The organism is Coriobacteriaceae bacterium (assembly GCA_025992705.1).
Classification (GTDB): Bacteria; Actinomycetota; Coriobacteriia; order Coriobacteriales; family QAMH01; genus QAMH01.
The window spans coordinates 493,056-519,105 of the sequence record DAJPGJ010000001.1 but is presented as its reverse complement, the minus strand read 5'-3'; the positions used below and the strand labels follow the sequence as shown (position 1 = coordinate 519,105).

Below are 26,050 nucleotides of genomic sequence, written 5' to 3'. Positions count from 1 at the left end.
TTCGCGCTACTCGGCGCTGCCGCCAGCCTTCTTGATGATTTCCTCGGACACGCTCTTGGGAACGGGGCGATAGGAGTCGAACTGCATGTTGTAGGACGCACGGCCCTGCGTGGCAGAGCGCAGGTCGGTTGCGTAGCCAAACATCTCGGACAGCGGAACGAGCGCGATGATGGCGGTAGCCGTGCCACGCTCCTCCTGGCCCTGAATCTGGCCACGGCGGGAGTTCAGGTTGCCCATGACGTCGCCCATGTACTCCTTGGGCGTCTCGACCTCAACGCTCTCGACAGGCTCGAGCAGGATCGGATCGGACTTGCGCAGGGCCTCCTTGATGGCCATGGAGCCAGCGACCTTGAATGCGGCCTCGGAAGAGTCGACATCGTGATAGGAACCATCAACGAGCTCGACGGCAACATCGAGGACGGGATAGCCGGCAATGACACCGCTCTGCAGAGCTTCCTCGATGCCCTTCTCGACAGACGGGATGTATTCCTTGGGAATCGCGCCGCCAACGATCTTGTTCTCGAAGGTGAAACCAGAACCCGGCTCGCCCGGACGCATGTTGATGATGGCGTCGCCGTACTGACCACGACCACCGGACTGGCGGACGAACTTGCCCTGAACGTTGAGGACCTCGTGACCCGGCTTCTCACGATAGGCAACGCGCGGCTTGCCGACGTTTGCCTCGACCTTGAACTCGCGGGTCAGGCGATCGATGATGATCTCGAGATGCAGCTCGCCCATGCCGGCGATGATGGTCTGACCGGTCTCCTCGTCGGTATGAACCTGGAAGGTCGGGTCCTCCTCGGCGAGCTTCTGCAGACCCACGGCGAGCTTGTCCTGCTCGGCCTTGGTCTTGGGCTCGACGGCGATGTCGATAACGGGATCGGGGAAATCCATGGACTCGAGGATGATGGGATGGTCCTCATCACACAGGGACTCGCCGGTCGTCGTATTCTTGAGGCCGACAGCTGCGACGATGTCACCCGTGGAGCAGTAATCGACATCATGCTGCTCGTTGGAATGCATCTCGAGGATACGGCCGATGCGCTCCTTCTTGCCGTTGTTGGCATTGATGACATAGGAGCCGGAATCCAGACGGCCCGAATAGACGCGCAGATAGGTGAGCTTGCCGACATAGGGGTCGGTCATGATCTTGAACGCCAGAGACGAGAACGGCTCCTTGTTGGAAGGCTTGCGCTCCTCCTCCTGGTCCGTGTCGGGATTGATGCCGACGACAGGCGGCACGTCGAGCGGGCTGGGCAGGTAGTCGACGACTGCGTCGAGCAGCTCCTGGACGCCCTTGTTCTTGTAGGCGGAGCCCACGAACACGAGGTTGAGGTCGTTAGCGAGAACGCCAGCGCGCAGGGCCTTCTTGAGCAGGTCGACGGGAATCTCCTCGTCCATGAGGACGAGCTCCATGAGCTCGTCATCGTAATCGGCGGCAGCCTCGAGCAGCTCGGCGCGACGCTCCTCGACGATGTCAACGAACTCGTCGGGGATGGCGTCCATGGGCTCAGGATAGGTCATGCCCTTGTCATCGGCTTTGAAGTCCCATGCAGTCATGGTGACGAGGTCGATGACGCCCCAGAAGTGGTCTTCCTCGCCCATGGGAACCTGAGCGGCGATGGCATGCGCACCCAGGCGATCCCTCATGGTGTCGATCGCGTGGAAGTAGTTGGCACCGATGCGGTCGTACTTGTTGATGAAGGCGATGCGAGGGACCTCGTAGCGCGAAGCCTGACGCCAGACCGTCTCGGACTGCGGCTGAACACCGGCGACGGCGTCGAACACGGCGACAGCGCCATCGAGGACGCGCAGGGAACGCTCGACCTCGGAGGTGAAGTCGACGTGGCCTGGGGTGTCGATGATCTGGATGCGATAGGGCGTGCCGTCCTTCTCCCAGAAGCACGTGGTGGCAGCAGAGGTGATGGTTACGCCACGCTCCTGCTCCTGGACCATCCAGTCCATGGTCGCAGCGCCGTCGTGGACCTCGCCGATCTTGTGGGTCTTGCCCGTGTAGTAGAGGATGCGCTCGGTCGTGGTGGTCTTGCCGGCATCAATGTGAGCCATGATGCCGATATTGCGGGTATCCTCAAGCGGAGTTTTCTTCGTTGCCATTGTGTATACCTCCTACCAGCGATAGTGAGAGAAGGCGCGATTGGACTCGGCCATCTTGTAGACGTCCTCGCGCTTCTTGACGGATGCGCCCAGACCATTGGAAGCGTCCATGATCTCGTTCGCGAGGCGCTCGGCCATGCTGCGCTCCTTGCGGTCGCGCGAGTAGCCGACGATCCAGCGGATGGCGAGCGTCGTGGCACGACGGGAGTTGACCTCGGTCGGGACCTGGTACGTGGCGCCACCGACGCGGCGAGGCTTGACCTCAACCGTGGGACGGACGTTGTCCATGGCCTTCTTGAAGACGCTCAGGGGATCTTCGCCGGTCTTTGCCTCGACGATGTCAAAGGCGCCGTAGACGATGCTCTCGGCGGTCGAACGCTTGCCGTCGAGCAGAATCTTGTTGATGAGCTGCGTGACAAGGCGGTTGTTGTATACGGCATCCGGAGTAATCTCGCGGCGTACTGCAGCTGAACGACGTGGCATTTCTCAATCTCCCCTTTCTTTAGTTCTTGGGCTTCTTGGCGCCGTAGCGGCTACGGGCCTGAGCACGGTCGGACACGGAAGCGGTATCGAGCGTACCGCGGATGATCTTGTAGCGGACACCGGGAAGGTCCTTAACACGGCCGCCGCGGATGAGCACCATCGAGTGCTCCTGCAGGTTGTGACCAATGCCGGGGATGTAAGCGGTGACTTCCATGCCGTTGACAAGACGGACACGGGCAACCTTGCGAAGAGCCGAGTTCGGCTTCTTGGGGGTTGCGGTGTAGACGCGCGTGCAAACCCCACGCTTCTGGGGATTGCCCTTGAGGGCGGGCGACTTGGATTTGTCGACTGCCTTCGCGCGGCCCTTGCGGACCAACTGATTAATGGTAGGCAATGTAGTTCCTTTCGTTTTGCTACCGGTTTACCGTTGTGGTGCTTTTGCAGGTTTCAAAAGCGCAAGGCGGTAGACTACCCGTCTAATCCAAGGCTGTCAAACGCCACGCACCCGGGTGTATCCAAGCTTTTTCATACTCTATCACGCACGAATCCCCTGGTCACAATGACCAGGGGATTCCCGTCTAGATATCACAGCCAAAAACGCTTGACAATTCTAGCCAATCAGACCGTCATCGTCTTGCGTGTTCTCGAGCCTCTCGGTCTCCTCGTCGGTGATGCCGAAGCCGGAATCGCTCATGGCACCAAGCAGCTCGTTGAGCACATCCTCATCGGAAGACGAGTGGCGCTGCGAGGTCGTGCCGATGAAGTCGTCGGGATCGGCGCTGTAAGACTGGGGCACATCGGCGCCCATGTACATCGCGTCTTCCGGCGAGAACAGCATCTCGAGCAACTGCGAGGCATCCGGCTCGTCGTTCTTCTTGGGATCGTCGAGGATGTAGAGCAAGTCGCGTGCCTCGAGACCAGCCCTGAGCTCCTCGATCGCCTTGACGCCAATGCCCTCGATGCGGAACAGCTCGTCCTCCGTCTTGCCGACAAGGTCGCCGACCATCTCGATGCCGGCCTCGCTGAACTTGTTGGCCCAGCGCTGGCTGACACCCAGGTCGTCGAAGAGATACAGCTTGGCAAGCTCGGGTGCAAGCTGCGGTCCACGGCCGCCGAGGTAGCCGCCATTGAGGAACATCGACATATCGCCCGGAGCGCCGCCCAAGTACTCCTCGCCGTTGATGGCCCACTCCTGCGGCTGCGGCAGCAGGCTCTCGGTCTCGCGGAGCTCTTCGGGGGCCCAGTCGGGCAGACGATCGGCACTCGAACCACTGCGGTCGATGCGCTCGCCCTTGTAGGTGAGCTGCAAGTCGCGATAGCGCTTGAGGCCGGTGCCCGCGGGAATGGGCTTGCCGATGATGACGTTCTCCTTGAGGCCCTGGAGCTTGTCGACCTTGCCCTCGATCGCGGCATCGGTCAGCACCTTGGTGGTCTCCTGGAACGAAGCAGCCGACAGGAACGAATCCGTGGCCAGCGAGGCCTTCGTGATACCGAGGATGAGCGGACGTGCGGTGGGCACATCGCCGCCCTCGAGCATGATGCGGTCGACCTCCTCCTCGAACTCGTAACGGTTGACCTGGGCACCCGGCAAGAACTTGGAGCTGCCCGGGTCGGTGACCGTCACCTTGCGCAGCATCTGGCGCGCAATGACCTCAACGTGCTTGTCGTTGATGTCGACGCCCTGAGACGTGTACACGTCCTGGACCTGGTCAACGATGTAGCGCAGCGTCGTATTGACATCGGTGAGACGCAGAAGCTCGTGCGGATCGATGGAACCCTTGGTGAGCTGCTGGCCGACCTCGACGGTGCACATGTCGGAGACGCCCGGCATGAGCTGTGCGCGTGCGCCCGTCTGGTATTCGCGCACCTCGCCGTCCTCGTTGTGGATGGTGAGCGTACGGCTGTCCTTGGTCGCGGAGATCTGCAGCGTGCCGGAAATCTCGGCCAGGATGGCGAGACCCTTGGGCTTGCGTGCCTCGAAAAGCTCGGTAACACGCGGAAGACCCTGCGTGATGTCCTCGCCCGCGACACCGCCGGAGTGGAAGGTGCGCATCGTGAGCTGAGTGCCCGGCTCGCCGATGGACTGTGCGGCGATGATGCCGGCAGCGGTGCCCAGGTTGACCGGACGGCCGGCGGCCAGATCGAAGCCGTAGCACTTCTGGCACACGCCCGAATGCGCATGGCAGGTCATGAGGCTGCGAATCTTCACGGTCTTGACACCGGCATTGGCGAGCTTATCGAGCTCTTCGGCGGTCTCGATGTAATCGCCTGCGCCAATCAGCACCTCGCCCGTGGCGGGATCGACGGCATCGGCAGCCAGGCAGCGGCCGATGAGATTGGTATCGGGCTCGTCCTTGCGGTTGATGACGGACTGCTCGATGCCATCGCTCGTGCCGCAGTCCTCCTCGTGGATGATGACGTCCTGCGCGACATCAACCAGACGACGGGTCAGGTAACCCGAGTCGGCGGTACGAAGCGCGGTGTCGGCCATACCCTTTCGAGAACCGTGCGTCGAGACGAAGTATTCGAGAACGGTCAGGCCCTCACGGAAGTTCGCCTTGATCGGGCGGTCGATGATCTCGCCCTTCGGGTCAGCCATGAGGCCACGCATACCGGCGAGCTGGCGAATCTGCTTGATGTTACCGCGAGCACCGGAGAAGGCCATCATGTAGATCGGGTTGAAGTGGTCGAAGTTGTCGGCCATGGCGTTGCCGACGTCCTCGTTGGCAACGGTCCAGATCTCGACGATCTGACGATGGCGCTCGTCGGCGCTCATGAAGCCCATCTCGTAGTCTTCCTCGACTGCGGCGACCTTCTTGTCGGCCTCGGCGAGGATGTCTGCCTTGTTCGGCGGAATCGTCGCGTCGTAGACGGACACGGTAACACCGGCGCGCGTCGCGTAGTGGAAGCCAAGGGCCTTGAGGCCATCGAGGATCTGCATCATCTCGGGCGTCTTGTAGGTGTTGGCGCAATCCTCGATGAGGCGGCCAACTTCCTTCTTGTCCATGCCATGGTTGATGAAGGCATGCTCCTTGGGAAGCACGCTGTTGAAGATGATGCGGCCGATCGTCGTCTCGATGCGCTCGCCGGCCTTCTTCTCCTCGTAAACGCCATAGGAAGTCTCGACCTTGGTGTCGTACTTGAGGCGCACGAAGATCTTGGCCTGCAGATCGACATCGGCACGGGCGTCATAGGCGTTCTGCGCGTCCTTGAAGTCCATGAAGCAGCGGCCCTCGCCCTCGAAGCCGTCACGTGCGGCGGTGAGGTAGTAGATACCGATGATCATGTCCTGCGTCGGGATGGTGAGCGGCTTGCCGTGTGCCGGCGACTTGATGTTGTTGGAGCTCAGCATGAGCACGCGGGCCTCGGCCTGCGCCTCGCTCGACAGCGGCACGTGCACGGCCATCTGGTCACCGTCGAAGTCTGCGTTGAACGCGGTGCAGACAAGCGGATGCAGACGGATGGCCTTACCTTCGACGAGCACGGGCTCGAAAGCCTGAATGCCGAGGCGGTGCAGGGTTGGTGCGCGGTTGAGCAGCACGGGATGATCGGTGATGACCTCTTCGAGGACGTCCCAGACGAGTGACGCACCGCGATCGACCATGCGCTTAGCGGCCTTGATGTTGGCAGCTTGCTCGAGCTCGACCAGGCGCTTCATAACGAAGGGCTTGAACAGCTCGAGAGCCATCTGCTTGGGAAGGCCGCACTGGTGAATCTTGAGCTGCGGGCCGACGACGATGACCGAACGACCGGAGTAGTCGACGCGCTTGCCCAGAAGGTTCTGGCGGAAGCGGCCCTGCTTGCCCTTGAGCATGTCGGCCAGCGACTTGAGCGGACGGTTGCCCGGACCCACGACGGGGCGGCCACGACGACCGTTGTCGAAGAGGGCGTCGACGGCCTCCTGGAGCATGCGCTTCTCGTTGTTCACGATGATGTCGGGAGCCGAGAGGTCGAGCAGCTTCTTGAGACGGTTGTTGCGGTTGATGACGCGACGATACAGGTCGTTGAGGTCGCTCGTGGCAAAGCGGCCACCATCGAGCTGCACCATCGGGCGCAGGTCGGGCGGGATGACCGGAATGACATCGAGAATCATATCCGTCGGATCGTTGTTGCTGCGGATAAAGGCCTCGACGACCTTGAGGCGCTTGACGGCCTTGGCACGCTTCTGGCCCTTGCCGGTCGCGATGATCTCGCGCAGCTCCTCGGCCGTGGCCTCGAGATCGACATCGCCGAGCAGGTCGCGCACGGCCTCGGCACCCATGCCACCGCGGAAGTAGTCACGGTAGTTGAGGCGCAGCTCGCGATAGAGCGTCTCGTCGGAGATGAGCATCTTGGGCTCGATGCGCATGAGGGTCTCGTAGGCCTCGGTGCGCAGGTCCTTGCGCTCCTCGAACTCCTCGCGCAGGTCGGCGATTTCCTCCTCGACCTCTTCCGGGGTCATGAGGTCTTCCTCGTCGTACTCGCGCTCGCCGTTCTCGTCAAAGTACTCGGTCGACTGGTGGCGCGTCATCTGGATGAGGCGGTCACGCTCGGAATCAAGCTCCTCGAGACCGGCTGCGAGCTCTTCCTCGAGCTCGGCGGCGTCCTCGGCCAGAGCCTCCTTGTCGACCCAGGTGATGATGTTGCTCGCGAAGTACAGAACCTTCTCGAGGTCCTTCGGCGAGATGTCGAGCAGATAGCCGAGACGGCTCGGGCTACCCTTGAAATACCAGATGTGGCTCACGGGCGCGGCGAGCTCGATGTGACCCATGCGCTCGCGGCGAACCTTCGCGCGCGTCACCTCGACGCCGCAACGCTCGCAGACGATGCCCTTGAAGCGGATGCGCTTGTACTTGCCGCAGGCGCACTCCCAGTCCTTGGTCGGGCCAAAGATCTTCTCGCAGAACAGGCCGTCCTTCTCGGGCTTGAGGGTACGATAGTTAATGGTCTCGGGCTTCTTGACCTCACCATGCGACCAGGAGCGGATCTTCTCGGCGCTTGCCAGGCCAATGTGGAACTCATCAAAGTTATTGACATCAAATATTGTCATGGCCTACTCCTCTCCTTCAGGGTCGTCGTCCATCTCGGGTTGCTCATCCACGTTCACGTCAATCGCGATGCCGGGATTAGCCGACGCATCGCCGAGGAGCTCCTCGGCTTCGTCGATATACTCGTCTTGGTCCTCCTCGAGCGCGGTCTCGCCCATCTTCTCCTCGAGGGCCTCCTCGATTTCGTCATGAAGCGGATTGTCCTCGGTGATGATGCCGCCGATCAGACCCTCGTCAACATCGACCGAAGCGTCGTCGTCAACGGGCGTGGCAGCGCCAATCATGACCTCGTCGCCACTGTTGGAGACGGAGGAACCGAGAAGCTCCTCACCGCCTTCGGGAATGCCGAGCAGGTCATCGGCGCCCGCGTTCATCTGGGCGATGCCGTCGGTGAGCATGTCGAGCGCATCGAGATCCAGATCGATGCCGGAATCGCCAGCCTCGGCGACCTCGTTGCTTGCATCGAGAATCTCGACGGTTTCGGTGAGAGCAGCGGTTTCGTCTTTGCCATCGCGACCGATGAGCTCGACGTCGAGTGCGAGGGACTTCATCTCCTTGACGAGCACCTTGAAGGACTCGGGCAGCTCGGGAGCGGGGATGTTCTCGCCCTTGACGATGGACTCGTATGCCTTGACACGACCAGCCGTGTCATCGGACTTGACCGTGAGGATCTCCTGCAGGACGTTGCCCGCACCATATGCGTACAGGGCCCAAACCTCCATCTCGCCGAAGCGCTGGCCACCGAATTGGGCCTTGCCGCCGAGCGGCTGCTGCGTGATGAGGCTGTAGGGACCGGTCGAGCGGGCGTGGATCTTATCGTCGACCATATGCGAGAGTTTGAGCATGTAGGTCTGGCCCACGGTGATCTGCTCGCGGAACTTCTCGCCCGTGCGGCCGTCGTAGAGGTCGGCCTTGCCCGTGGCGGAAAGCTGCGCGACGAACGGCTCGTAGAACATGTCGCCGTAGCGGGCTTTTGCCTTGTTCACGCGGTTCTTGTTGCTCTTGATGATGGCATCCGAGATCTCTTCCTCGGTCGCACCATCGAAAATCGGGGTGGACACGAAGAAGGGACCGTCAACCGGCTCGTCGCTCTTGGGGTCATCGCTCCAGCCGTTGAGCGCGGCCCAGCCAAGGTGGTTCTCGAGCAGCTGACCGACGTTCATACGGGAGGGAACGCCCAGAGGATTGAGGATGACGTCGACGGGTGTGCCGTCTGCCATGTAGGGCATATCCTCGACCGGCAGAACGAGGGAGATAACGCCCTTGTTACCATGGCGGCCGGAGAGCTTGTCACCCTGCTGGACCTTGCGCTTCTGCGCAACGTAGACACGCACGAGCTCGTTGATTCCCGGGGGAAGCTCGTCGCCGGCAGCGCGCGAGAACTGCGAGATGCCGATGACACGACCGGAAGCACCGTGCGGCATCTTCAGGGACGTGTCGCGAACCTCGCGGGCCTTCTCGCCGAAGATGGCGCGCAGCAGGCGCTCCTCGGCGGTGAGCTCGGTCTCGCCCTTGGGCGTGACCTTGCCGACGAGCACGTCGCCCGGATGCACCTCGGCACCGATGCGAATGACACCGTCGGCATCCAGGTTACCGAGCATGTCCTCGGAGAGATTCGGGATTTCGCGGGTGATCTCCTCGGGACCGAGCTTGGTGTCGCGTGCGTCGATCTCGTGCTCGGAGATGTGGATGGACGTGAGCAGGTCCTCGGCGACAACGCGCTCGGAGACGATGATGGCGTCCTCGTAGTTGTAGCCTTCCCAGGGCATGTAGGCGATCATGAGGTTCTGACCCAGGGCGAGCTCGGCGTGGTCGGTGGAGGGACCATCGGCCAGGGCATCGCCCACGTGAACCTCGTCACCGTACTTCACGAGCGGCTTGTAGTTGATGCAGCCACTCTGGTTGGAGCGCTGGAACTTGGGCAGCGTATAGGTGTCGACATCGCCGTCCTCGTTGGTAACCTCGACGCGCGCGCCATCAACATAGGTGACCGTGCCGGCATGCTTGGCCAGGGGCAGCTCGCCGGAGTCAGAGGCGATGCGATGCTCCATACCGGTGCCGACGAGCGGAGCCTGCGGACGAAGCAGCGGCACGGCCTGACGCTGCATGTTCGAACCCATGAGGGCGCGGTTTGCGTCATCGTGCTCGAGGAAGGGAATGAGCGCGGTTGCGACCGAGTTCATCTGGCGCGGGGAGACGTCCATGTACTGCACGTCCTCGACGGGCACTTCCTCGGGGTCGCCGAAGACGCCGTCGGCGTTCTTGGTACGGCAAACGACGCGCTTGGCGGCAACGAACTTGCCGGTCTTCTCGTCGACGGAACCGAACACGCGCGTCTTGGGGTCGAAGGGCTCGTTTGCCTGGGCGATGGAGTAGTTCTCCTCCTCGTCGGCGGTCAGGTAGTCGACGTCATCGGTGATCTTGCCATCGACAACGCGACGATACGGCGTCTCGATGAAGCCGAAGTCGTTGACGCGGGCATAGGTTGCCAGCGAGCCGATGAGGCCGATGTTCGGGCCTTCAGGCGTCTCGATGGGGCACATGCGGCCGTAGTGAGAGGTGTGGACGTCGCGAACCTCGAAACCGGCGCGCTCACGGGACAGACCGCCCGGGCCAAGTGCGGACAGACGACGCTTGTGCGTGATGCCCGCGGCGGGGTTGGTCTGGTCGAAGAACTGCGAGAGCTGCGAGGAGCCGAAGAACTCCTTGATCGCGGCGACAATCGGACGGATGTTGATGAGCGACTGCGGCGAGATGTCCTCGGGGTCGAAGGTGGACATGCGCTCGCGCACGACGCGCTCCATACGGCTGATGCCGATGCGGAACTGGTTCTTGATGAGCTCGCCGACCGTGCGGATACGACGGTTGCCGAAGTGGTCGATGTCATCGATCTGGTAGCCGGGCTTACCCTGAGCGAGGTTGATGATATAGCGCATCGCGGTGACAATGTCCTCGACCGTGAGCGTGGAGGAGTCGCTCTCGATGCCGAGTTTCTTGTCGATCTTGTAGCGGCCGACCTTGGCGAGGTCATAGCGCTGCGGGTTGAAGAACAGACCCTCGAGCAGGCTGCGTGCGGAGTCGACCGTGGGCGGCTCGCCCGGACGCAGGCGACGGTAGAGCTCGATGAGAGCTTCCTCGCGCGAGGATGACGGGTCCTTCTCGAGCGTACGCTCGACCATCTCGCTATCGCCAAGCAGGTCGATGATCTCGTCGCGGGTCTCGGCAATGCCGAGTGCGCGCAGAAGAAGCGTCGCGGGCTGCTTGCGCTTGCGATCGATGCGGATGGAAAGCACATCGCGCTTGTCCGTCTCGAACTCGAGCCATGCGCCGCGCGTGGGGATGACCTTCGCATTGTATATAGTGCGGTCGCTCGTCTTGTCACGCTCGGCGGAGAAGTACACGCCGGGGGAACGGACGAGCTGGGAGACGACGACGCGCTCGGTGCCGTTGATGATGAAGGTGCCGCGGTTCGTCATGAGCGGAAAATCACCCATGAAGACGTTGGACTCCTGCATCTCGCCGGTCTCCTTGTTGATGAAGCGGATGTCGACGAAGAGCGGGGCCTGATACGAGATATCGCGCTTCTTGCACTCCTCGACAGAATGCTTGGGGTCGCCAAACTCGTGAGCGCCGAACTCGACGCAGAGGGTCTTCGCGCTGTTCTCGATGGGAGACATGCTAGCAAAGGTCTCGTCGAGGCCCTCGGTCATCAGATTGTTGAACGAATCGACCTGAATGGAGATCAGGTTGGGGATGTCCATGACCTCCGGGAGCTTCGCGAAGCTGAGGCGATCGCGATACACGTTGGCCTGGGACGTTACGGTAGTCGGCACTATATCCTCCTTATAGTTGTCCGATAAAGCTATAAAACGGGTGATACACGAGCGAGAGGATATGCGCGCGCGTATAAGGGGTCAAGAAGTTTTTGGACGAGCGGTCGGTTAAAGACAAATACAATCGCAAACGCGCTCGATTTATCGGCAAACGGTATGTTTTAGGTGATTTATTATTTAAAACTGAGTTTATTTAGACGTCAGTCAGGCCCAATGCGCATTTCATCTTTCTTGGCAATAGGAATGTGCCAAGGGTCAGACCCTCTGACACGTGATGTATTGTGGCTTCCTGCGCGAGCTTGCGACCACAGGAGGTCGTTTCGCGACAGGCGCTACACCGTCACACTCTGCGCAGAGCCGACCCTGCCGTCCTCGAGCTCAACGAGTGCGAGACTACGTTTGGAGCCACAGCGCGGCCGGAAGGCGCCGCCTGGATTGATGATGCGACAGCTACCACGCACCTCATCACGCGGCACGTGCGTATGGCCGTGAATCGCCAGGTCATACTCCCCGCTCTCGGCTGCACGTTCGGCATCCCTAGGGTAATGCGATACGAACAGCCTCACACCATCGATAATCTGCGTCGCGCTTTCGTTCACGCCAGGACCATAGTCGACGTTATAGTCGTTGTTACCCAACACGGCGATGGTAGGCGCTATCGCCTCGAGTTCCATGAGAACATCCAAAGAGCCGATATCGCCTGCATGGATGATGAAATCAACCCCGGCGAGCGCTTCGAGCGCCTCATTGCCTATGCGCCCATGCGTATCCGAGATGATTCCCACCAGAGACATTGCCTAGTCCTTCTTGTCCTGCTTCAGGCGCTCCTCAATTGCGGCGTTGATGGCCTTGATCGTCTTGATGCGCGCGTACTTCTTGTCATCGGACTCGATGATGTTCCAAGGGGCGAAGTACGTCGAGGTCATGCGCAACATGTCGTTGATGGCCACGCAGTACTGCGGATACTTCTCGCGATTGCGCCAGTCCTCGTCGGTGAGCTTCCAGGCCTTGTCCGGGTCGTTCTTGCGCGCCTCGAAACGCGCGAGCTGCTCGTCTTGGCTCACGTCAACCCAGAACTTCATAAGCAGCGTGCCCGTGCGGAACATCTCCCACTCGAAATCGTTGATTTCCTCGAAGGCGCGACGCCAATCGGAATCGGTGCAGAAGCCCTCCACACGCTCGACCATGACACGGCCATACCAGGAGCGATCGTAGATTGCGGTATGCCCGCTCTTGGGCAAGTTGATCCAGTAACGCCACAGGAAGGGATGCTCCTTTTCGGGCTTGGTGGGCGCACCGGAGGGAACGACGCGATAATCGCGGGCATCGAGGGCGGAGGCGATGCGCTTGATGGCACCACCTTTGCCGGCCGCGTCCCAACCCTCGAACACGAGCATCATAGGGATTTGCCTGCGGTACATCTCGAGCTGCAAGGTGGCAAGACGCTCCTGTTCCTTCTTGAGCTCGCTACGGTACTCCTCGGGATCAATCGTGAGATCATGACGAATCTCCTCGACTGACTGCACCTTCACGAGGTCATGGCGCGTGCGCGGAAGCGGAAAGTCATCGGGAATGATGACGGGGTTTTCCTTCATCTTGACGTGACGCGCGAGGCCCTCCTCGATCTCGGTGACGAGCGTCTCGAGAAACTCGATGCGACGCACGCGACGATTCTCGGCGGCGATGATGTGCCACGGGGCATCGGCAGAATCGGTGAGCTCGAGCAGTTTGTCGATGATGGGATAGATCTTGTCGTAGTTCTTGTTCTGGTAGAGATCCTCGTCGTTGACGCGCCAGGCAGTGTTCTTATCCGCCTCGAGTGCCTCGATGCGCTTGGTCTGCTCCTTTTTGCTGATATGGAAGAACAGCTTGATAATGAGGTAGCCATCGGCGACAAGCTGCCCCTCGAGAATCTGGGTGGACTCGGCAAACAGGCCCGTCTGGCCATTGCGCGACTTTACGATGTAATCGACATGATCGCGGATCTTGGGCTGCGGCAGGTGGGCGGAACCCTTGCCGCTGCTAATCATGCCCGAGAGGTTCTTGATGATCTCGGAATACCAGCTCTTGTCGAAGAAGGTCATGGTGCCGTACTGGCCAATGCGCTCCCAGAAGCGCTTCATGAGCGGGTAGCGGCACTCGTCTTCCGTGGGATCGTTCATCGAATACACGGTGAACGCACGAGCGTCGAGATCCTTTACCAGCTTGGAGATGCTCGTGCCCTTGCCCGATGCGCTCCAGCCATCCACGCATACGACAACGGGAAACTTCTCGCGGATGCACTGCTGCTGCAAACGCACGAGCTTTTCGGTGAGCTCGTTTTTACGCTGCTCGTACTCTTCCTTGTCGATGCGGTTCTTGAGATCGGCCTTCTCGAGCATGTTCTCCCCCTCCGTTTTGGCCACAACTTTATATAGATTACCCCCGTCACAGCGTCGCCACAAGAAAAAACCCGGATTCCATTCGGAACCCGGGTTTTCGAAGCTCTCTACCCTGCACATTCTCGCAACTGCTGAAATAGTTCAGCTTGCGTGAGATTAATGTAAAGCGAGGAGCGACGCGTACGATTGGTACGCGAGCCCCCCGCTGAGCATTAAGATTGCGCGAGATGGGCTATTTCAGCGTGACGACGGCGCCGGCAGCCTCAAACTTCTCCTTCATCTCCTCGGCCTCGTCCTTCTTCACGCCCTCCTTGATGGTGGCAGGAGCGCTCTCGACGAGAGCCTTGGCCTCCTTGAGGCCCTGATCGGTGACCTCGCGGACAACCTTGATGACAGCGATCTTGTTGTCGCCGAAGGACTCGAGCACGACGTCGAAGTCGCTCTTCTCCTCGGCAGCACCAGCGTCGCCACCGGCAGCAGCGCCACCAACAGCGGCAACGGCAACGGGAGCGGCGGCGGAGACGCCAAAGGCCTCCTCCAGGTCATGGACGAGCTCAGAGAGCTCGAGAGCGGTCAGGCCCTTGATACCTTCGAGAATTTCTTCCTTAGTCATAACTAAAACCTTTCAGTTGCGGCGGCAATCACGCCACCTTGCATATACATAACAAACGTGGCGCTATGCAGCCTTCTGGTCTGCGATAGCCTGAATCGTGCGAGCCAAGCCTTCCGCCGGCGCCGCGCAGACACGGGCGAGACCCGTGACCGGTGCGAGCATGGTGGACAGAAGCATGGCAACGAGCTGCTCCTTGCTGGGCAGATCGGCGACCTTGAGTGCCTCCTCGACGGAGTAGACCTTGCCGTCGACAATGCCACCCTTGATCTCCAGAGCCTCATGATCCTTGGCGAAGTCCTTGAGAGCCTTGGCCGGAGCGGCCACGTCACCATCGCAGAACACGAAGGCCGTGGGGCCAGCCAAAATCTCGGGGATTTCGGGAAGGTCGAGGTTCTTGAGTGCGATAGCGGCGAGGTTGTTCTTGAAGACGTGCATCTGACCGGCACCCTCGCGAATGTTGCGGCGAAGCTCCTGGGACTCCTTGACGGTAAGACCACGAGCATCGACGAACCAGCAACCCTCGCTGTTCTTGAAAAGCTCGGTAAGCTTCTCAACTTGCTCGACTTTTTGCTGTGTAGGCATGCGCACCTCCCTTCATACAAATCGGCCCCCGCTGCGTGACAGCGGAGGCCGACGAGAGTGCATGCCTGAAGCATCATTCATGTTCGACCACCTCGGCGGGCGGAAGGCTTGCCTTCCCTTAAGTCCCGGATGGGACACCGGCTGTCTTTGGTAGCGGGTAAAACTACAAATGCGAGATGGAATGATAGAGCAATGGGCGGAAGGACGCAAGGAATTGTCATGCATCTTTTGCGAAGAGCGCTTTCGAAAATAGGGTCGTGCTCTGGATGCGAGGGCGCTGTCGCACCCTTCCCTATCCCTTGTTCGGCCTCGTGATACGGGCGAAGGCAAGGCTCGTCACGAAGGCCACGGCGCCAAAGACGGCCATGGTCGTGTAGACGAACAGGCTCACACCGCCGCATGCGCTCATCACGGCCTGTTGAAAGGCCGAGCCACCGGCGATGTCGGTATTCACGATGGCAAGGTGGTGCGGAAAGCGCTTCTGACCATAACGCTCGCGGGCAAACGCAGTGGCCTGGGGCGCTACGCTACCATAGCCCACAACCATCATCAGGCAGCCGATGACATAGAGCCATCCCAGGCCGAAGAAGAAGGCGCAGGCGAGAACCGTGCAGGCTGCGAAGGCAATCGTTGCGACCAATATCATGGAAAACTGCAAGCCCTTCTTGTCGTAAACGACGCCCATGGAAAGACCTGATAATCCGTTCACGATGGGAATGATGCCCACAAGCGTCGCAGCGAAGGTCGCGTCCACGTTCAACTCCAAGGCTCCCTGCATGGACGTGCCGATGACGACGAGCCCTGCGCCAAGGATGATGATCGCCCATAGGTAGTAGCCGTAAAACGCGGGGTCACGGAAGATTCTGCGCTGATCTGCCTCGGCATCTGAGGCGGACTTGGCATCCGTCACGAATTCGGCATCGGATGAGAGCTCCTCCTTGGCCAGGTCTTCCTTTTGCGTGCCGACGCCCAAGAGTTCGCTGATGTTTTCGGGAGCGCGCTTCAAGAAGCAAGCCAGGAACACGAAGACGATGCAGGCCGTGGCCGCGACGACGCCGAGCGCGACGGGTATGCCCGCCGTCCCGATGATGGCGCGCGTAAGCGTTCCCAGGGTAAGAGAGCCCAGGCCAAAGCCCATGAACATGACACCGGAGGCAAAGCCGGTCCTATCGGGAAACCACAATGTTACCGTGGCGATGGTGACGTTGTAGCCCAGACCCGTGCCGCACCCAATGCATACGCCATAGCATACGTACAAGGCCCATATGCCGTATTGGGCCAGAATCGCCGTTCCCGCAAAACCGCAGACGAGAAGCGTGGCTGCCATCAGTATGGCGCCGCGCACGCCGAGACGCCTGAGCACTCGCACGCCAATGAGGCCACCCACGCAAAACGCCATCATGCAGATGGTGAAGGTCACCTTTACCGCGCTCATCTCCCATCCGTAGATAGTGGCAAGAGGAGTCGCGAAAAGCGACCAGGCGTAGACCAGGCCTAACACCAGAAACGAAGCTGCCGATGCAAATAGATACACGTACCTCTTACGCTTGAGCGCGTTCACATCCATTATGTCCCCCTCCACTTTCGTACACGACCTTATAGTAGTTGCTATAATCTCCTTTTAATCGCGCTTTTCTCTATAGCTGTATAAGGTTCAAACCTGATACAAAGGAGTGACTGTGTACTCGCGCCACATCGAGTCCTTCATCGAAACGGCGAATGCGGGAAGTTTCAGCAAAGCTGCCCGCGCACTCTATATCGCGCCGTCTTCTCTCATTCAGCAGATTGATCTTCTCGAGCAGCGTCTTGGCGTCACTTTGTTCGAGCGTGGACCCTGCGGCGTCAAACTGACCGAAGCGGGCGAATCGCTTTATCGGGATGCCATAGAGATCGTGCGTCACTGCGATGAGGCAGTTGCTCGCGCACGGACGATTCAGAAGGGCGAGGGACCTATACGCGTGGCAACTTCATTACTCATGAAGTGCCGCCTGCTTCCGGGAATTTGGTCGCATATGATCGAAAGCGCGCCAGGCACCCGCATCGATATCACCTCGCTTGAAAGCGCGGGAATCGAGCCGGGCAATTACCTGCGTGGACTCGGCGTATCGTATGACGTGATGGAGGGGCTCTACATGTCCGAGCTCTACCGAGATCAGTGCCTGTTCCTCGAGCTAACGCGAACTCAGCTATGCGTCGCGGTCCCAAAATTACCAGGAACGGTCATTCCCGAAGTGGTGGATGCGGAGCTGCTCCATGACCTTGACCTCGTCATGATGAGGCCAGGCGTATCGGCTGACTACGACGCCGCGCGCTCCTATCTTGTTGGTCTCGGAGCCAATCGAATCACGGATGTCCCCTTTTACACGATGGAACTGTTCGCAGATTGCGAATTGAACAATCGCGCTATCGTCACGACCGAGATCTGGGAGGATATCCACCCAAACCTTGTTTGCATCTCCTTGGCCGAGCCGCATTGCATGCCCTATGGGCTGGTCTTTCCCAAACGGCCGGGCGCGCAAGTCATGAAGCTCTACCGAACGGCAAGGCGCATATATCAGCAATAAACAGCGCAGCTTGCTCGCACGGATAATTACCGGCACATATTCGCAGCCCATTAAAAAATCCGGGTACAAAACCCGGGCTTTTCAGTAACGAAAACGCAATAGAATGCGTGAGATTGCAATAAAGCGAGGTGCGTAGCATGCAAGCGCAACAGAATGCGTGAGATAGACGTGAAACGGGGAGCGTAGCGTACAAAACGTACGTAAGCTCCCCGTTGAACGTCTAGATTGCGTGTTCTGTTACGCCTCGGTGTAGTTGCGGACGATGTCAGCAGCAACCTTGATACCAGGGCCCATCGTCGAAGACAGCACGACGGACTTGACATAGCGGCCCTTGGTTGCGGCCGGCTTCACACGCAGAATCTCGTCATAAAGTGCACCGTAGTTCTCGGCAAGAGCCTTGGGCTCGAAGGAAACCTTGCCAATGTTGACATGGCAGATGCCATAGCGATCGGCACGGTACTCGACCTTGCCACCCTTGAGCTCGCTCACGGCCTTGGCGACATCCGGCGTAACGGTACCAAGCTTGGGATTCGGCATCATGCCGCGAGGACCAAGGACCTTACCCAGACGGCCGACCTTGCTCATCATGTCGGGAGTTGCAACGGCAGCGTCGAAGTTAATGTTGCCAGCCTGCACGTCGGCAACCAGATCGTCGGAACCGACAACGTCAGCACCAGCCTCGAGAGCCTCCTTGGCCTTATCGCCCTCGGCGAAGACGGCAACGCGGACTTCCTTGCCCGTGCCATTAGGCAGCGAGATGGAACCGCGAACCTGCTGATCAGCCTGACGGGTGTCGATGTTGAGGCGGAATGCGACCTCGATGCTCTCGTCAAAGGATGCAGGCGCAATCTCCTTGGCAAGCGTGCAAGCCTCAAGCGGCGTGTACTGCTTGTCCTCGTCAACCTTGGCCAGTGCGGCCTCGTACTTCTTTCCGTGCTTTGCCATGTTCTTTCCTCCTCGTGGTCAACGAGCCTGGCCGGCCCTCCCACTACAAGCAGCGCGCTTCACGCTGCGTTTAACCTTTACTCTTCGACCAAAACGCCCATGGAGCGAGCGGTACCCGCCACGATCTTCTTGGCGGCCTCGATGTCGTTTGCGTTGAGATCGGGAAGCTTGGTCTCGGCAATCTCGGTAAGCTGAGCCTGCGTGAGCGTGCCCACCTTGTCGCGCTGCGGAACGCCGCTGCCCTTCTCGATGCCAAGAGCCTGACGGATGAGAACAGCCGCCGGCGGAGTCTTGCAGATGAAGTCGAAGGACTTATCCTCATAGACCGTGATCTCGACGGGGATAATCGTATTGCCCTTGTCCTGCGTCTCGGCATTGAATGCCGTGCAGAACTGCATGATGTTGACGCCCTGGGCGCCGAGTGCCGGGCCAACCGGGGGTGCCGGGTTAGCCTGACCAGCAGGAATCTGAAGCTTAATGAAGCCCGTTACTTCCTTGTCCTTAGCCATGATGCCTATCCTTACTAGTACCTGCCCTTACGGGCGCTTATGCTCTATCTATCGAAAGCGCCTGTCGCGAGAAGCCCTCTTCCACATCGAGGCACGACGCGCGCGTTTCTGCCAAACTTAAATCTTTGCCACCTGATCGAAGCTGAGCTCGACCGGTGTCTCGCGGCCGAAGATCGAGACGAGAACCTTGACCTTGCCGGCCTCGGCGTTCACCTCGGAGACCGTGCCATCGAAGTCTGCAAGCGGACCACTCATAACCTTGATGGACTGGCCCTCTTCCAGATCCGTGGAGGTCTTCTTGGGGGCCTCGGGGCTCACGCGCTTGGTGATCTTGTTGAACTCCTCGCGCGTCAGCGGAACAGGCTGACCCTCGCTGCCGACAAACCCCGTCACGCCCGGCGTGTTGCGTACGGCAACCTGGGTGCGGGCATCGAGGTTCATCTTGATCAGCACATAGCCGGGAAACACCTTGCGCTCGGTGGTGACGCGACGGCCGCCCTCCTTGAGCTCGGTGACTTCCTCGGTGGGGATGAGAATCTCGAAGATATTGTTCTCGAGACCCTGGGTCTCGATGAGATGCTCGATGTTCGTCTTGACCTTGTTCTCGTAGCCCGAATAGGTGTGAACAACGTACCATCTTCTAGCCATTGACGTTCACTCCCAAGGTCGCGATGGCATCAAGCGGGATAATGATGATATTGTCGATGATGGCGATACCGACGCCGAAGAACACGAGGGCCGCAATGACGATGAGGCTCGCATTGACGAGCTCGGGGCGTGTCGGCCAAACCACGCGCTGCATTTCGCCCTTGACCTCTTTGCAATAGTTGACGAAACGACGCCAGATGCTCGGCTTCTTTCCTGACTTGGAATCGTTCTTGGCAACTGCCTTGGTGCTCTTCGCCTTCTCGGGAGCTTTGTCCTTGGAGCGCGAAAGCACCGCAGCTTTCTTCTGCGGTTGCGCGGTTGTTTGCTGCGCGAGATCACGCGCCGACTGAGCCTTTTGCTCCTCGGAGCGTGTGTCGCGCTTACGCTTCTTGTGTTTCTTCGTAGCCATCTTGATCCGTTCGTATAAGGTGGTTCATACCTTAAAAGAGGCCAACTAAAAAGTTGGCCGGAATAATCTGGCAGGCCAGGAGGGACTCGAACCCCCAACATTCGGTTTTGGAGACCGACGCTCTACCAATTGGAGCTACTGGCCTGTTCATCTGGTCTAGCCATTGTAGACCACTCCTGAACACTTAGCGAGTACAACTAGCGAGTCTCGCGGTGCAGCGTATGATGACCGCACCAACGGCAGTACTTCTTCAGCTCGATGCGCTCAGGGTTGTTCTGCTTGTTCTTCTTGGTCGTATAATTGCGGCGCTTGCAATCAGTACAGGCCAAGGTGACCAACGTGCGCATTACATCCTCCTCAATCGCAGAACACGGCCCGACGGTCGCAAAACCGTCGGGCCTGTCTGCTCATAACCTAATGGGCTCGTGTTACTCGATGATCTCGGTAACGCGACCGGAGCCGACCGTACGACCACCCTCGCGGATAGCGAACTTCAGGCCCTCTTCCATGGCGATCGGGTGAATGAGCTCGCCCGTGATCTCAACGTTGTCGCCCGGCATGACCATCTCGACGCCGTCCGGGAGGATAACCGTGCCCGTGATGTCGGTGGTGCGGAAGTAGAACTGCGGACGATAGTTGGTGAAGAACGGCGTGTGGCGGCCACCTTCGTCCTTGGTCAGAACGTAAACCTGACCCTTGAACTTGGTGTGCGGCTGAACGGAACCGGGCTGGCAGACAACCTGGCCACGCTCGATCTCCTCGCGCTTGATGCCGCGGAGCAGCAGACCGACGTTATCGCCAGCCTCAGCCTCGTCGAGCAGCTTGCGGAACATCTCGACGCCGGTGACGACCGTCTTCTGCGTCGGGCGGATGCCGACAATCTCGACCTCGTCATTGACATGGCAGACGCCACGCTCGACGCGGCCCGTGGCGACGGTGCCACGACCGGTGATGGTGAAGACGTCCTCGATAGCCATGAGGAACGGCTTGTCGGTCTCGCGAGCAGGAGTCGGGATGTACTCGTCGACAGCATCCATGAGCTCCCAGATAGCGTCCTGGTAACCCTTGTCGCCCTCGAGAGCCTTGAGAGCAGAACCACGGATGATGGGGATGTCGTCTCCGGGGAACTCGTACTCGGTGAGCAGGTCGCGGGTCTCCATCTCGACGAGGTCGATGAGCTCCTCGTCATCAACCATGTCGCACTTGTTGAGGAAGACAACGATGTAGGGAACGCCGACCTGGCGGGCGAGCAGGATGTGCTCGCGGGTCTGGGCCATCGGGCCGTCGGTGGCGGCGATAACGAGAATCGCGCCGTCCATCTGAGCAGCGCCGGTGATCATGTTCTTGACGTAGTCAGCATGGCCCGGGCAGTCAACGTGAGCGTAGTGACGCTTGTCGGTCTCGTACTCGATGTGAGCGATGGAAATCGTGATGCCGCGCTCGCGCTCTTCAGGAGCCTTATCGATGTCCTCGAATGCGGTGAAGTCGGCGGTAGCGGTGCCGTGCGAACCATCATTGTCGGAAAGCGTCTTGGAAATAGCCGCGGTCAGCGTGGTCTTGCCATGGTCGACGTGACCAATGGTGCCGATGTTTACATGCGGCTTGGAACGGTCAAACTTTTCCTTTTCAGCCATCATATCCTCCTGTTTGCTGAATTGCATGCGCGCATCCGTTCCTTGGAGTGCGCGTCATTACCAAAACTATCATTTTATACGTGCAAAGCCTCATTGTGAGGCGAAAAACCTGGTAGCGGCGATTGGATTCGAACCAATGGCAACACGGGTATGAACCGTGCGCTCTGACCAACTGAGCTACGCCGCCATTTTAACTTCGCATAGCACGTCGTCTGCGGCGTCAGTGCTGTCGTCGCTTCCTCAGTCACGGCACCAAGGCCGCTCCTTCGGAATCGCTCCGCACTTCCTTGCATCCAACGCACTCTGCTCGTTCAAACCTTTCAAGCGCAGTATGCGCACCTAAAAGGCTCAAACGTTGCTCTAAGCGTTAAGTAAATGGAGCCTGTGATCGGATTTGAACCGATGGCCTCTTCCTTACCAAGGAAGTGCTCTACCCCTGAGCTACACAGGCAAAAGGTGGTGGGCGCGCATGGATTCGAACCATGGTAGGCAAAGCCAACGGGTTTACAGCCCGTCCCGATTAACCGCTCCGGCACACGCCCATCTTTGTGACTCACTAATCTGTATACGCTTTTCAAGCTGCGTGCGATGCGGGTCTAGCCGCATAGCGCACGAGATGATACCGCGCACATCAGATGTTGTCAACGAAAAAGCCGCTATACCACGCGTCCGGGTGTAGCTATGCCTTTCGCTGCATAAATGCGGCTGGTGCCAGCGGCAGGAATCGAACCCGCAACCCTCGGTTTACAAAACCGCTGCGCTACCGTTGCGCCACGCTGGCAAAACCGCGTCCGGCAGTGTATCACACTTGCTGGGCGACAGGGGGACGGGGGTTCTGTCACACGAACCCAGCGTGACAGAACCCCCGTCCCCCTGTCGCCCAGCAAGTGTCTCATTCCCCCGCTCCACGCACGATTGCCTCGAGCTTGGCGCGCGTCTCAGCATCGAGCCTATCGGCTATGGTGCGTTTTTCGTTTGCCGCCAGGCGGGCAAGGGCACGTCGCTCGTCCTCGACATCGACGCTGTCTGCGGTAAACGCAAGGGACGAAAGACTCGCTACACCGCCTCCGAAAACGGTCGCCTGAATCGTGAAATCCGACGAAACAACCACAACTTCGAAACCGTTTTCGCGAGCATCGTGCGCGAGTCGCTCGATAACGCTATCGGCACTCACGCCCGCAGGCGAGAAAATGACGTCGATGCCCGCTTTTCGCGTAGGGATGCCCGTCGAGTCGGGATTACCTGCCGCATCGAAAACGACCGTGCAGCGCTCATAGTGCTCCTGAGCAAGTTGAGCTGCATCGTTAATGAGACGCTCGCGAGCCTTGTTCCAGCCCTCCCCGCTCTCGTAATCGATGCCGAGCTGTGCGTAGCGTTCGTTGTTGCGAATGACGTTGTAGCCGTCGACGATCAGGACTTGGCGGCGTTGCATTGCCTCATCCATTCGTATGCGAGGGCCGTGGTAGCCTGCGCGACGTTGAGCGACTCGACATGGCCCGCCTGCGGTAGGCAAACGAGCATGTCGCAGGTCTCGCGCGTGAGGCGAGCCAGCCCCGCATCCTCGGAGCCCATGACAAGCACGATGCGCCCCGAAAGCGGCGCATCCCAAAGCAAGGTCTTGGCATGCTCGCTTGCCCCGATAACCCAGAAGCCCTCCTCCTTGAGGCGCTCAAGGCTCTTGACCAGATTTGCCTCCTGCGCGATGGGCACATGCGCGACCGCACCGGCCGAGGTCTTGTACGTCGCCGTGGTCACACGTGCGCAGCGGCGGTTGGGAATGAGCACTCCCGCTGCGCCAACCACGTCGGCCGTGCGCACGATGGCGCCGAAATTGCCGGCATCCGTTATGTGGTCACAGGCAATGATGAGTGCGTCAGCGGCATCCCCCGCCAAATCGACGAGCTGCTTGAGGCTCGCATACTCGTATGGCTTGACCTGCGCAACGATGCCCTGATGAGCTCCATGTGATGAATGAGCGTCGAGCTCCTTACTCGTCGCACGTTCGATGCGAATGCCATCCGCCTGCGCACGGGCGAGCAACTTGGAAGCGCGCTTGTCGCGAAAGGCCGCGTCGTTCGCGTAGATAGCCTGCACGGGAACATGCGCGTCAAGGGCCTCCGCGAGTGCATGACGTCCCTCGAGATGCTCATTCTCCATAGCTGACTCGCGCTCCGTTGGCGGTGTCCTCGATGGTGAAGCCAAGCGCGGCAAGGCCGTCACGTACGGCATCGGCGAGCGCCCAGTTCTTCTCGGCGCGTGCCTGCGCACGAGCCTCGAGTAGTGCCTCGGCTGCCGCATGCGGGTCAGTTCCCGCGTAACCGCAGGTCTCAGCCGCCAGCTCGCACACTTCGGCAGGCCACTCGTCGGCCTCGTCACTCGGCATCGCGATGCCAAGGACGCCCATGAGGTCTTCGATGGCATCTGCGCTCAGAAGTGCCGCCTCGCGAGCGGCCGCATCCATGTGGTCGTGCTGCTCGAGGAAGCGATTGCACTCGTTGGCAAACGAAAAGATCGCGGCCAGACCACCGGCAGTGTTGAAGTCATCGTCCATGGCCTCGACGAAATCGGCCTTCATGGTCTCGCGTGCCTCATTGAAGCTCGCGCAGTCACCTTGATCGCCCTCGGCAGCGTTCTCGGCCGCCCAGCGCAGATTGCGCACCGTCGTGCACAGGTGGCTGTACGACGTGTCCGCCTCGGCAAGGCGTGCATCGGAAAAATCGAGCGGCGAACGATAATGCGTCTGGAGCATGAGCAGGCGCAGCGCATTAGGATTGCAGGTGTCGAGTACGTCCTTGAGCAGCAGGAAGTTTCCCAGGCTCTTCGACATCTTCTCGGAGTTGATGCGCAACATGCCCGAATGCATCCAGTAGCGCACGAAGTTCTCGTCGTATGCTGCCTCGGTCTGTGCTTTCTCGTTCTCGTGATGCGGAAAGACGAGGTCGGAGCCGCCGCCGTGGATATCAAGCGGCACGCCGAGATACTTCTGCGACATGGCCGAGCATTCCAGATGCCAGCCCGGGCGCCCCTCGCCCCAGGGAGAGGTCCAGTGCGGCTCTCCCGGCTTGGCGGCCTTCCAGAGCGCGAAGTCGAGCGGGTCACGCTTGCGCTCGTCCACGTCAACGCGGGCGCCGCTCTGCAAGTCGTCGATGTTGCGACCGGAAAGCTCACCGTATTTGGAGAACGAGCGCACCGAGAAGTACACATCGCCATCGACCTCGTAGGCATGGCCACGGTCGATGAGACGCTGGACGAGCTCGATCATCTCGGGGATCTCCTGCGTAGCGCGCGGGCGCACATCCGGATCATCAATGCCAAAGGTGTGCATGTTATCGATGAACGCATCGGTATAGAACGCGGCAATTTCCTCGGGCGTCTTGCCCTCCTCCTGCGCACGCTTGATGATCTTGTCGTCGACATCGGTGATGTTCTGGACGAAGGCGACCTCGTAGCCGCGATACTTCAGGTACTTGCGCACCACGTCGAAGATGAGGAAGGTGCGCGCATTGCCGATATGGATGTAGTTGTAGACCGTGGGGCCACACGCGTACATCGCCACCTTGCCCGGCTCGTGCGTCACGAGCTCCTCTTTGCGGCGAGTTGCGGTGTTGTAGATTTGCATGGTCACTCCTCGGTGCGGTCTTGCGTACGTCCGAACATATTAACAGGAATGCTCATGCGGTGGCGGGGAGGTGACAGGGGGACGGGGGTTCTGTCACGCGAACCCGGCGTGACAGAACCCCCGTCCCCCTGTCACCTCCAAGACAAAAATGCCCCGGCGAGTTTTGTCTCATTCGCGTGAGAGGAGGCAGACTGCCTGCGCAGATGCGCCCTCACCGCGGCCCTCGTAGCCCAGATGCTCGGTCGTGGTGGCCTTCACGCCCACGCTCTCGACGGGGATGTGCAGGGCAGCTGCGATGTTCGCACGCATCTGCTCGCGATACGGAGACATCTTGGGCTCCTGGAGCATGACGACCGAATCGATATCCTCGATTGCATAGCCCTGTTCCCGTGCAAGCGCACCCACATGTTCGAGCAGCTTGATGGAATCGGCATCCTTGTAGGCAGGGTCGGTGTCGGGAAAGAGCTTGCCGATATCGCCCGCGCGCATCGCCCCGACGATCGCATCCATGATGGCGTGTACGAGCACATCGGCATCCGAATGGCCGTCAAGTCCCTTATCGTATGGGATCTCGACGCCACCCAAAATGAGCTTGCGCCCATCGGCAAAGGCGTGCACGTCATAGCCTAGCCCGATTCGGTTCATGCGACGTCCCTTCCGGCAAGAGTCAAGATTGCGTATCTAT

General features: G+C 59.8%; 21 protein-coding genes and 5 tRNA genes. 1 reads left to right on the top strand and 25 read right to left on the bottom strand.

From position 1 onward, the window contains the following. Window positions 1–6: 6 nt before the first annotated feature. The 10 genes from fusA to OIM11_02200 form a co-directional block, all read right to left on the bottom strand. Window positions 7–2,118, bottom strand: coding sequence for an elongation factor G (gene fusA, locus OIM11_02245; protein HJI99959.1), 2,112 nt, complete (start codon window positions 2,116–2,118; stop codon window positions 7–9). A 12-nt stretch (window positions 2,119–2,130) separates the two neighbouring features. Next, on the bottom strand, window positions 2,131–2,601 hold the full coding sequence (gene rpsG / locus OIM11_02240) for a 30S ribosomal protein S7 (protein HJI99958.1): 471 nt from the start codon (window positions 2,599–2,601) through the stop codon (window positions 2,131–2,133). Between the two features lie 19 nt (window positions 2,602–2,620). Continuing rightward, entirely contained in the window at window positions 2,621–2,995 is a 375-nt protein-coding gene (gene rpsL / locus OIM11_02235) for a 30S ribosomal protein S12 (GenBank protein HJI99957.1), read from the bottom strand. 216 nt (window positions 2,996–3,211) lie between these two features. Continuing rightward, window positions 3,212–7,630, bottom strand: coding sequence for a DNA-directed RNA polymerase subunit beta' (locus OIM11_02230; GenBank protein HJI99956.1), 4,419 nt, complete (start codon window positions 7,628–7,630; stop codon window positions 3,212–3,214). A gap of 3 nt (window positions 7,631–7,633) precedes the next feature. Next, window positions 7,634–11,461, bottom strand: a complete 3,828-nt coding sequence (locus OIM11_02225) for a DNA-directed RNA polymerase subunit beta (protein ID HJI99955.1) — start codon at window positions 11,459–11,461, stop codon at window positions 7,634–7,636. Between the two features lie 332 nt (window positions 11,462–11,793). Further along, window positions 11,794–12,255 (bottom strand): metallophosphatase family protein, encoded by a 462-nt coding sequence (locus OIM11_02220; protein ID HJI99954.1) that lies wholly within the window; start codon window positions 12,253–12,255, stop codon window positions 11,794–11,796. Window positions 12,256–12,258: 3 nt separating this feature from the next. Then, window positions 12,259–13,842, bottom strand: a complete 1,584-nt coding sequence (pap, locus tag OIM11_02215) for a polyphosphate:AMP phosphotransferase (protein HJI99953.1) — start codon at window positions 13,840–13,842, stop codon at window positions 12,259–12,261. 232 nt (window positions 13,843–14,074) lie between these two features. Beyond that, the gene (gene rplL, locus OIM11_02210; protein HJI99952.1) at window positions 14,075–14,455 is read right to left on the bottom strand and encodes a 50S ribosomal protein L7/L12; all 381 of its coding nucleotides are present in this window, start codon (window positions 14,453–14,455) and stop codon (window positions 14,075–14,077) included. A 63-nt stretch (window positions 14,456–14,518) separates the two neighbouring features. Continuing rightward, window positions 14,519–15,037, bottom strand: coding sequence for a 50S ribosomal protein L10 (rplJ, locus tag OIM11_02205; protein ID HJI99951.1), 519 nt, complete (start codon window positions 15,035–15,037; stop codon window positions 14,519–14,521). A 292-nt stretch (window positions 15,038–15,329) separates the two neighbouring features. Continuing rightward, the gene (locus OIM11_02200; GenBank protein HJI99950.1) at window positions 15,330–16,604 is read right to left on the bottom strand and encodes an MFS transporter; all 1,275 of its coding nucleotides are present in this window, start codon (window positions 16,602–16,604) and stop codon (window positions 15,330–15,332) included. 112 nt (window positions 16,605–16,716) lie between these two features. On the opposite strand from OIM11_02200, the gene OIM11_02195 reads away from it, so the two are divergent. Further along, a complete protein-coding gene (locus OIM11_02195) occupies window positions 16,717–17,601 on the top strand; it encodes a LysR family transcriptional regulator (protein HJI99949.1) in 885 nt (294 codons plus the stop codon). Window positions 17,602–17,838: 237 nt separating this feature from the next. Here OIM11_02195 and rplA read toward each other — a convergent pair whose 3' ends face one another. From rplA to ispF, 15 genes are all read right to left on the bottom strand, one after another. Then, the gene (gene rplA / locus OIM11_02190) at window positions 17,839–18,546 is read right to left on the bottom strand and encodes a 50S ribosomal protein L1 (protein HJI99948.1); all 708 of its coding nucleotides are present in this window, start codon (window positions 18,544–18,546) and stop codon (window positions 17,839–17,841) included. 77 nt (window positions 18,547–18,623) lie between these two features. Then, window positions 18,624–19,055 (bottom strand): 50S ribosomal protein L11, encoded by a 432-nt coding sequence (rplK, locus tag OIM11_02185; GenBank protein ID HJI99947.1) that lies wholly within the window; start codon window positions 19,053–19,055, stop codon window positions 18,624–18,626. A gap of 117 nt (window positions 19,056–19,172) precedes the next feature. Then, window positions 19,173–19,703, bottom strand: coding sequence for a transcription termination/antitermination protein NusG (gene nusG / locus OIM11_02180; GenBank protein HJI99946.1), 531 nt, complete (start codon window positions 19,701–19,703; stop codon window positions 19,173–19,175). After that, complete coding sequence (gene secE, locus OIM11_02175; protein ID HJI99945.1) at window positions 19,696–20,112, bottom strand: preprotein translocase subunit SecE; 417 nt, start codon at window positions 20,110–20,112, stop codon at window positions 19,696–19,698. The genes nusG and secE overlap by 8 nt, the downstream gene beginning before the upstream one ends. 68 nt (window positions 20,113–20,180) lie before the next feature. Beyond that, a tRNA-Trp gene (locus OIM11_02170) sits at window positions 20,181–20,257 on the bottom strand. 52 nt (window positions 20,258–20,309) lie between these two features. Next, window positions 20,310–20,459 (bottom strand): 50S ribosomal protein L33, encoded by a 150-nt coding sequence (gene rpmG, locus OIM11_02165; protein HJI99944.1) that lies wholly within the window; start codon window positions 20,457–20,459, stop codon window positions 20,310–20,312. Window positions 20,460–20,540: 81 nt separating this feature from the next. Further along, a complete protein-coding gene (gene tuf / locus OIM11_02160) occupies window positions 20,541–21,746 on the bottom strand; it encodes an elongation factor Tu (protein ID HJI99943.1) in 1,206 nt (401 codons plus the stop codon). A gap of 110 nt (window positions 21,747–21,856) precedes the next feature. Next, window positions 21,857–21,933, bottom strand: a tRNA-Met gene (locus OIM11_02155). Window positions 21,934–22,122: 189 nt separating this feature from the next. Continuing rightward, window positions 22,123–22,197 (bottom strand) — tRNA-Thr (locus OIM11_02150). Between the two features lie 6 nt (window positions 22,198–22,203). After that, window positions 22,204–22,288 (bottom strand) — tRNA-Tyr (locus OIM11_02145). A gap of 164 nt (window positions 22,289–22,452) precedes the next feature. Beyond that, a tRNA-Thr gene (locus OIM11_02140) sits at window positions 22,453–22,527 on the bottom strand. A 111-nt stretch (window positions 22,528–22,638) separates the two neighbouring features. Further along, window positions 22,639–23,178, bottom strand: coding sequence for an NYN domain-containing protein (locus OIM11_02135; GenBank protein ID HJI99942.1), 540 nt, complete (start codon window positions 23,176–23,178; stop codon window positions 22,639–22,641). Then, window positions 23,157–23,903, bottom strand: coding sequence for a 23S rRNA (guanosine(2251)-2'-O)-methyltransferase RlmB (gene rlmB / locus OIM11_02130; GenBank protein ID HJI99941.1), 747 nt, complete (start codon window positions 23,901–23,903; stop codon window positions 23,157–23,159). The genes OIM11_02135 and rlmB overlap by 22 nt, the downstream gene beginning before the upstream one ends. Further along, window positions 23,893–25,365: a cysteine--tRNA ligase gene (cysS, locus tag OIM11_02125; GenBank protein HJI99940.1), complete on the bottom strand. Its 1,473-nt coding sequence runs from the start codon at window positions 25,363–25,365 to the stop codon at window positions 23,893–23,895. The genes rlmB and cysS overlap by 11 nt, the downstream gene beginning before the upstream one ends. 168 nt (window positions 25,366–25,533) lie before the next feature. Then, window positions 25,534–26,010: a 2-C-methyl-D-erythritol 2,4-cyclodiphosphate synthase gene (gene ispF / locus OIM11_02120; GenBank protein HJI99939.1), complete on the bottom strand. Its 477-nt coding sequence runs from the start codon at window positions 26,008–26,010 to the stop codon at window positions 25,534–25,536. Window positions 26,011–26,050 lie beyond the last annotated feature (40 nt).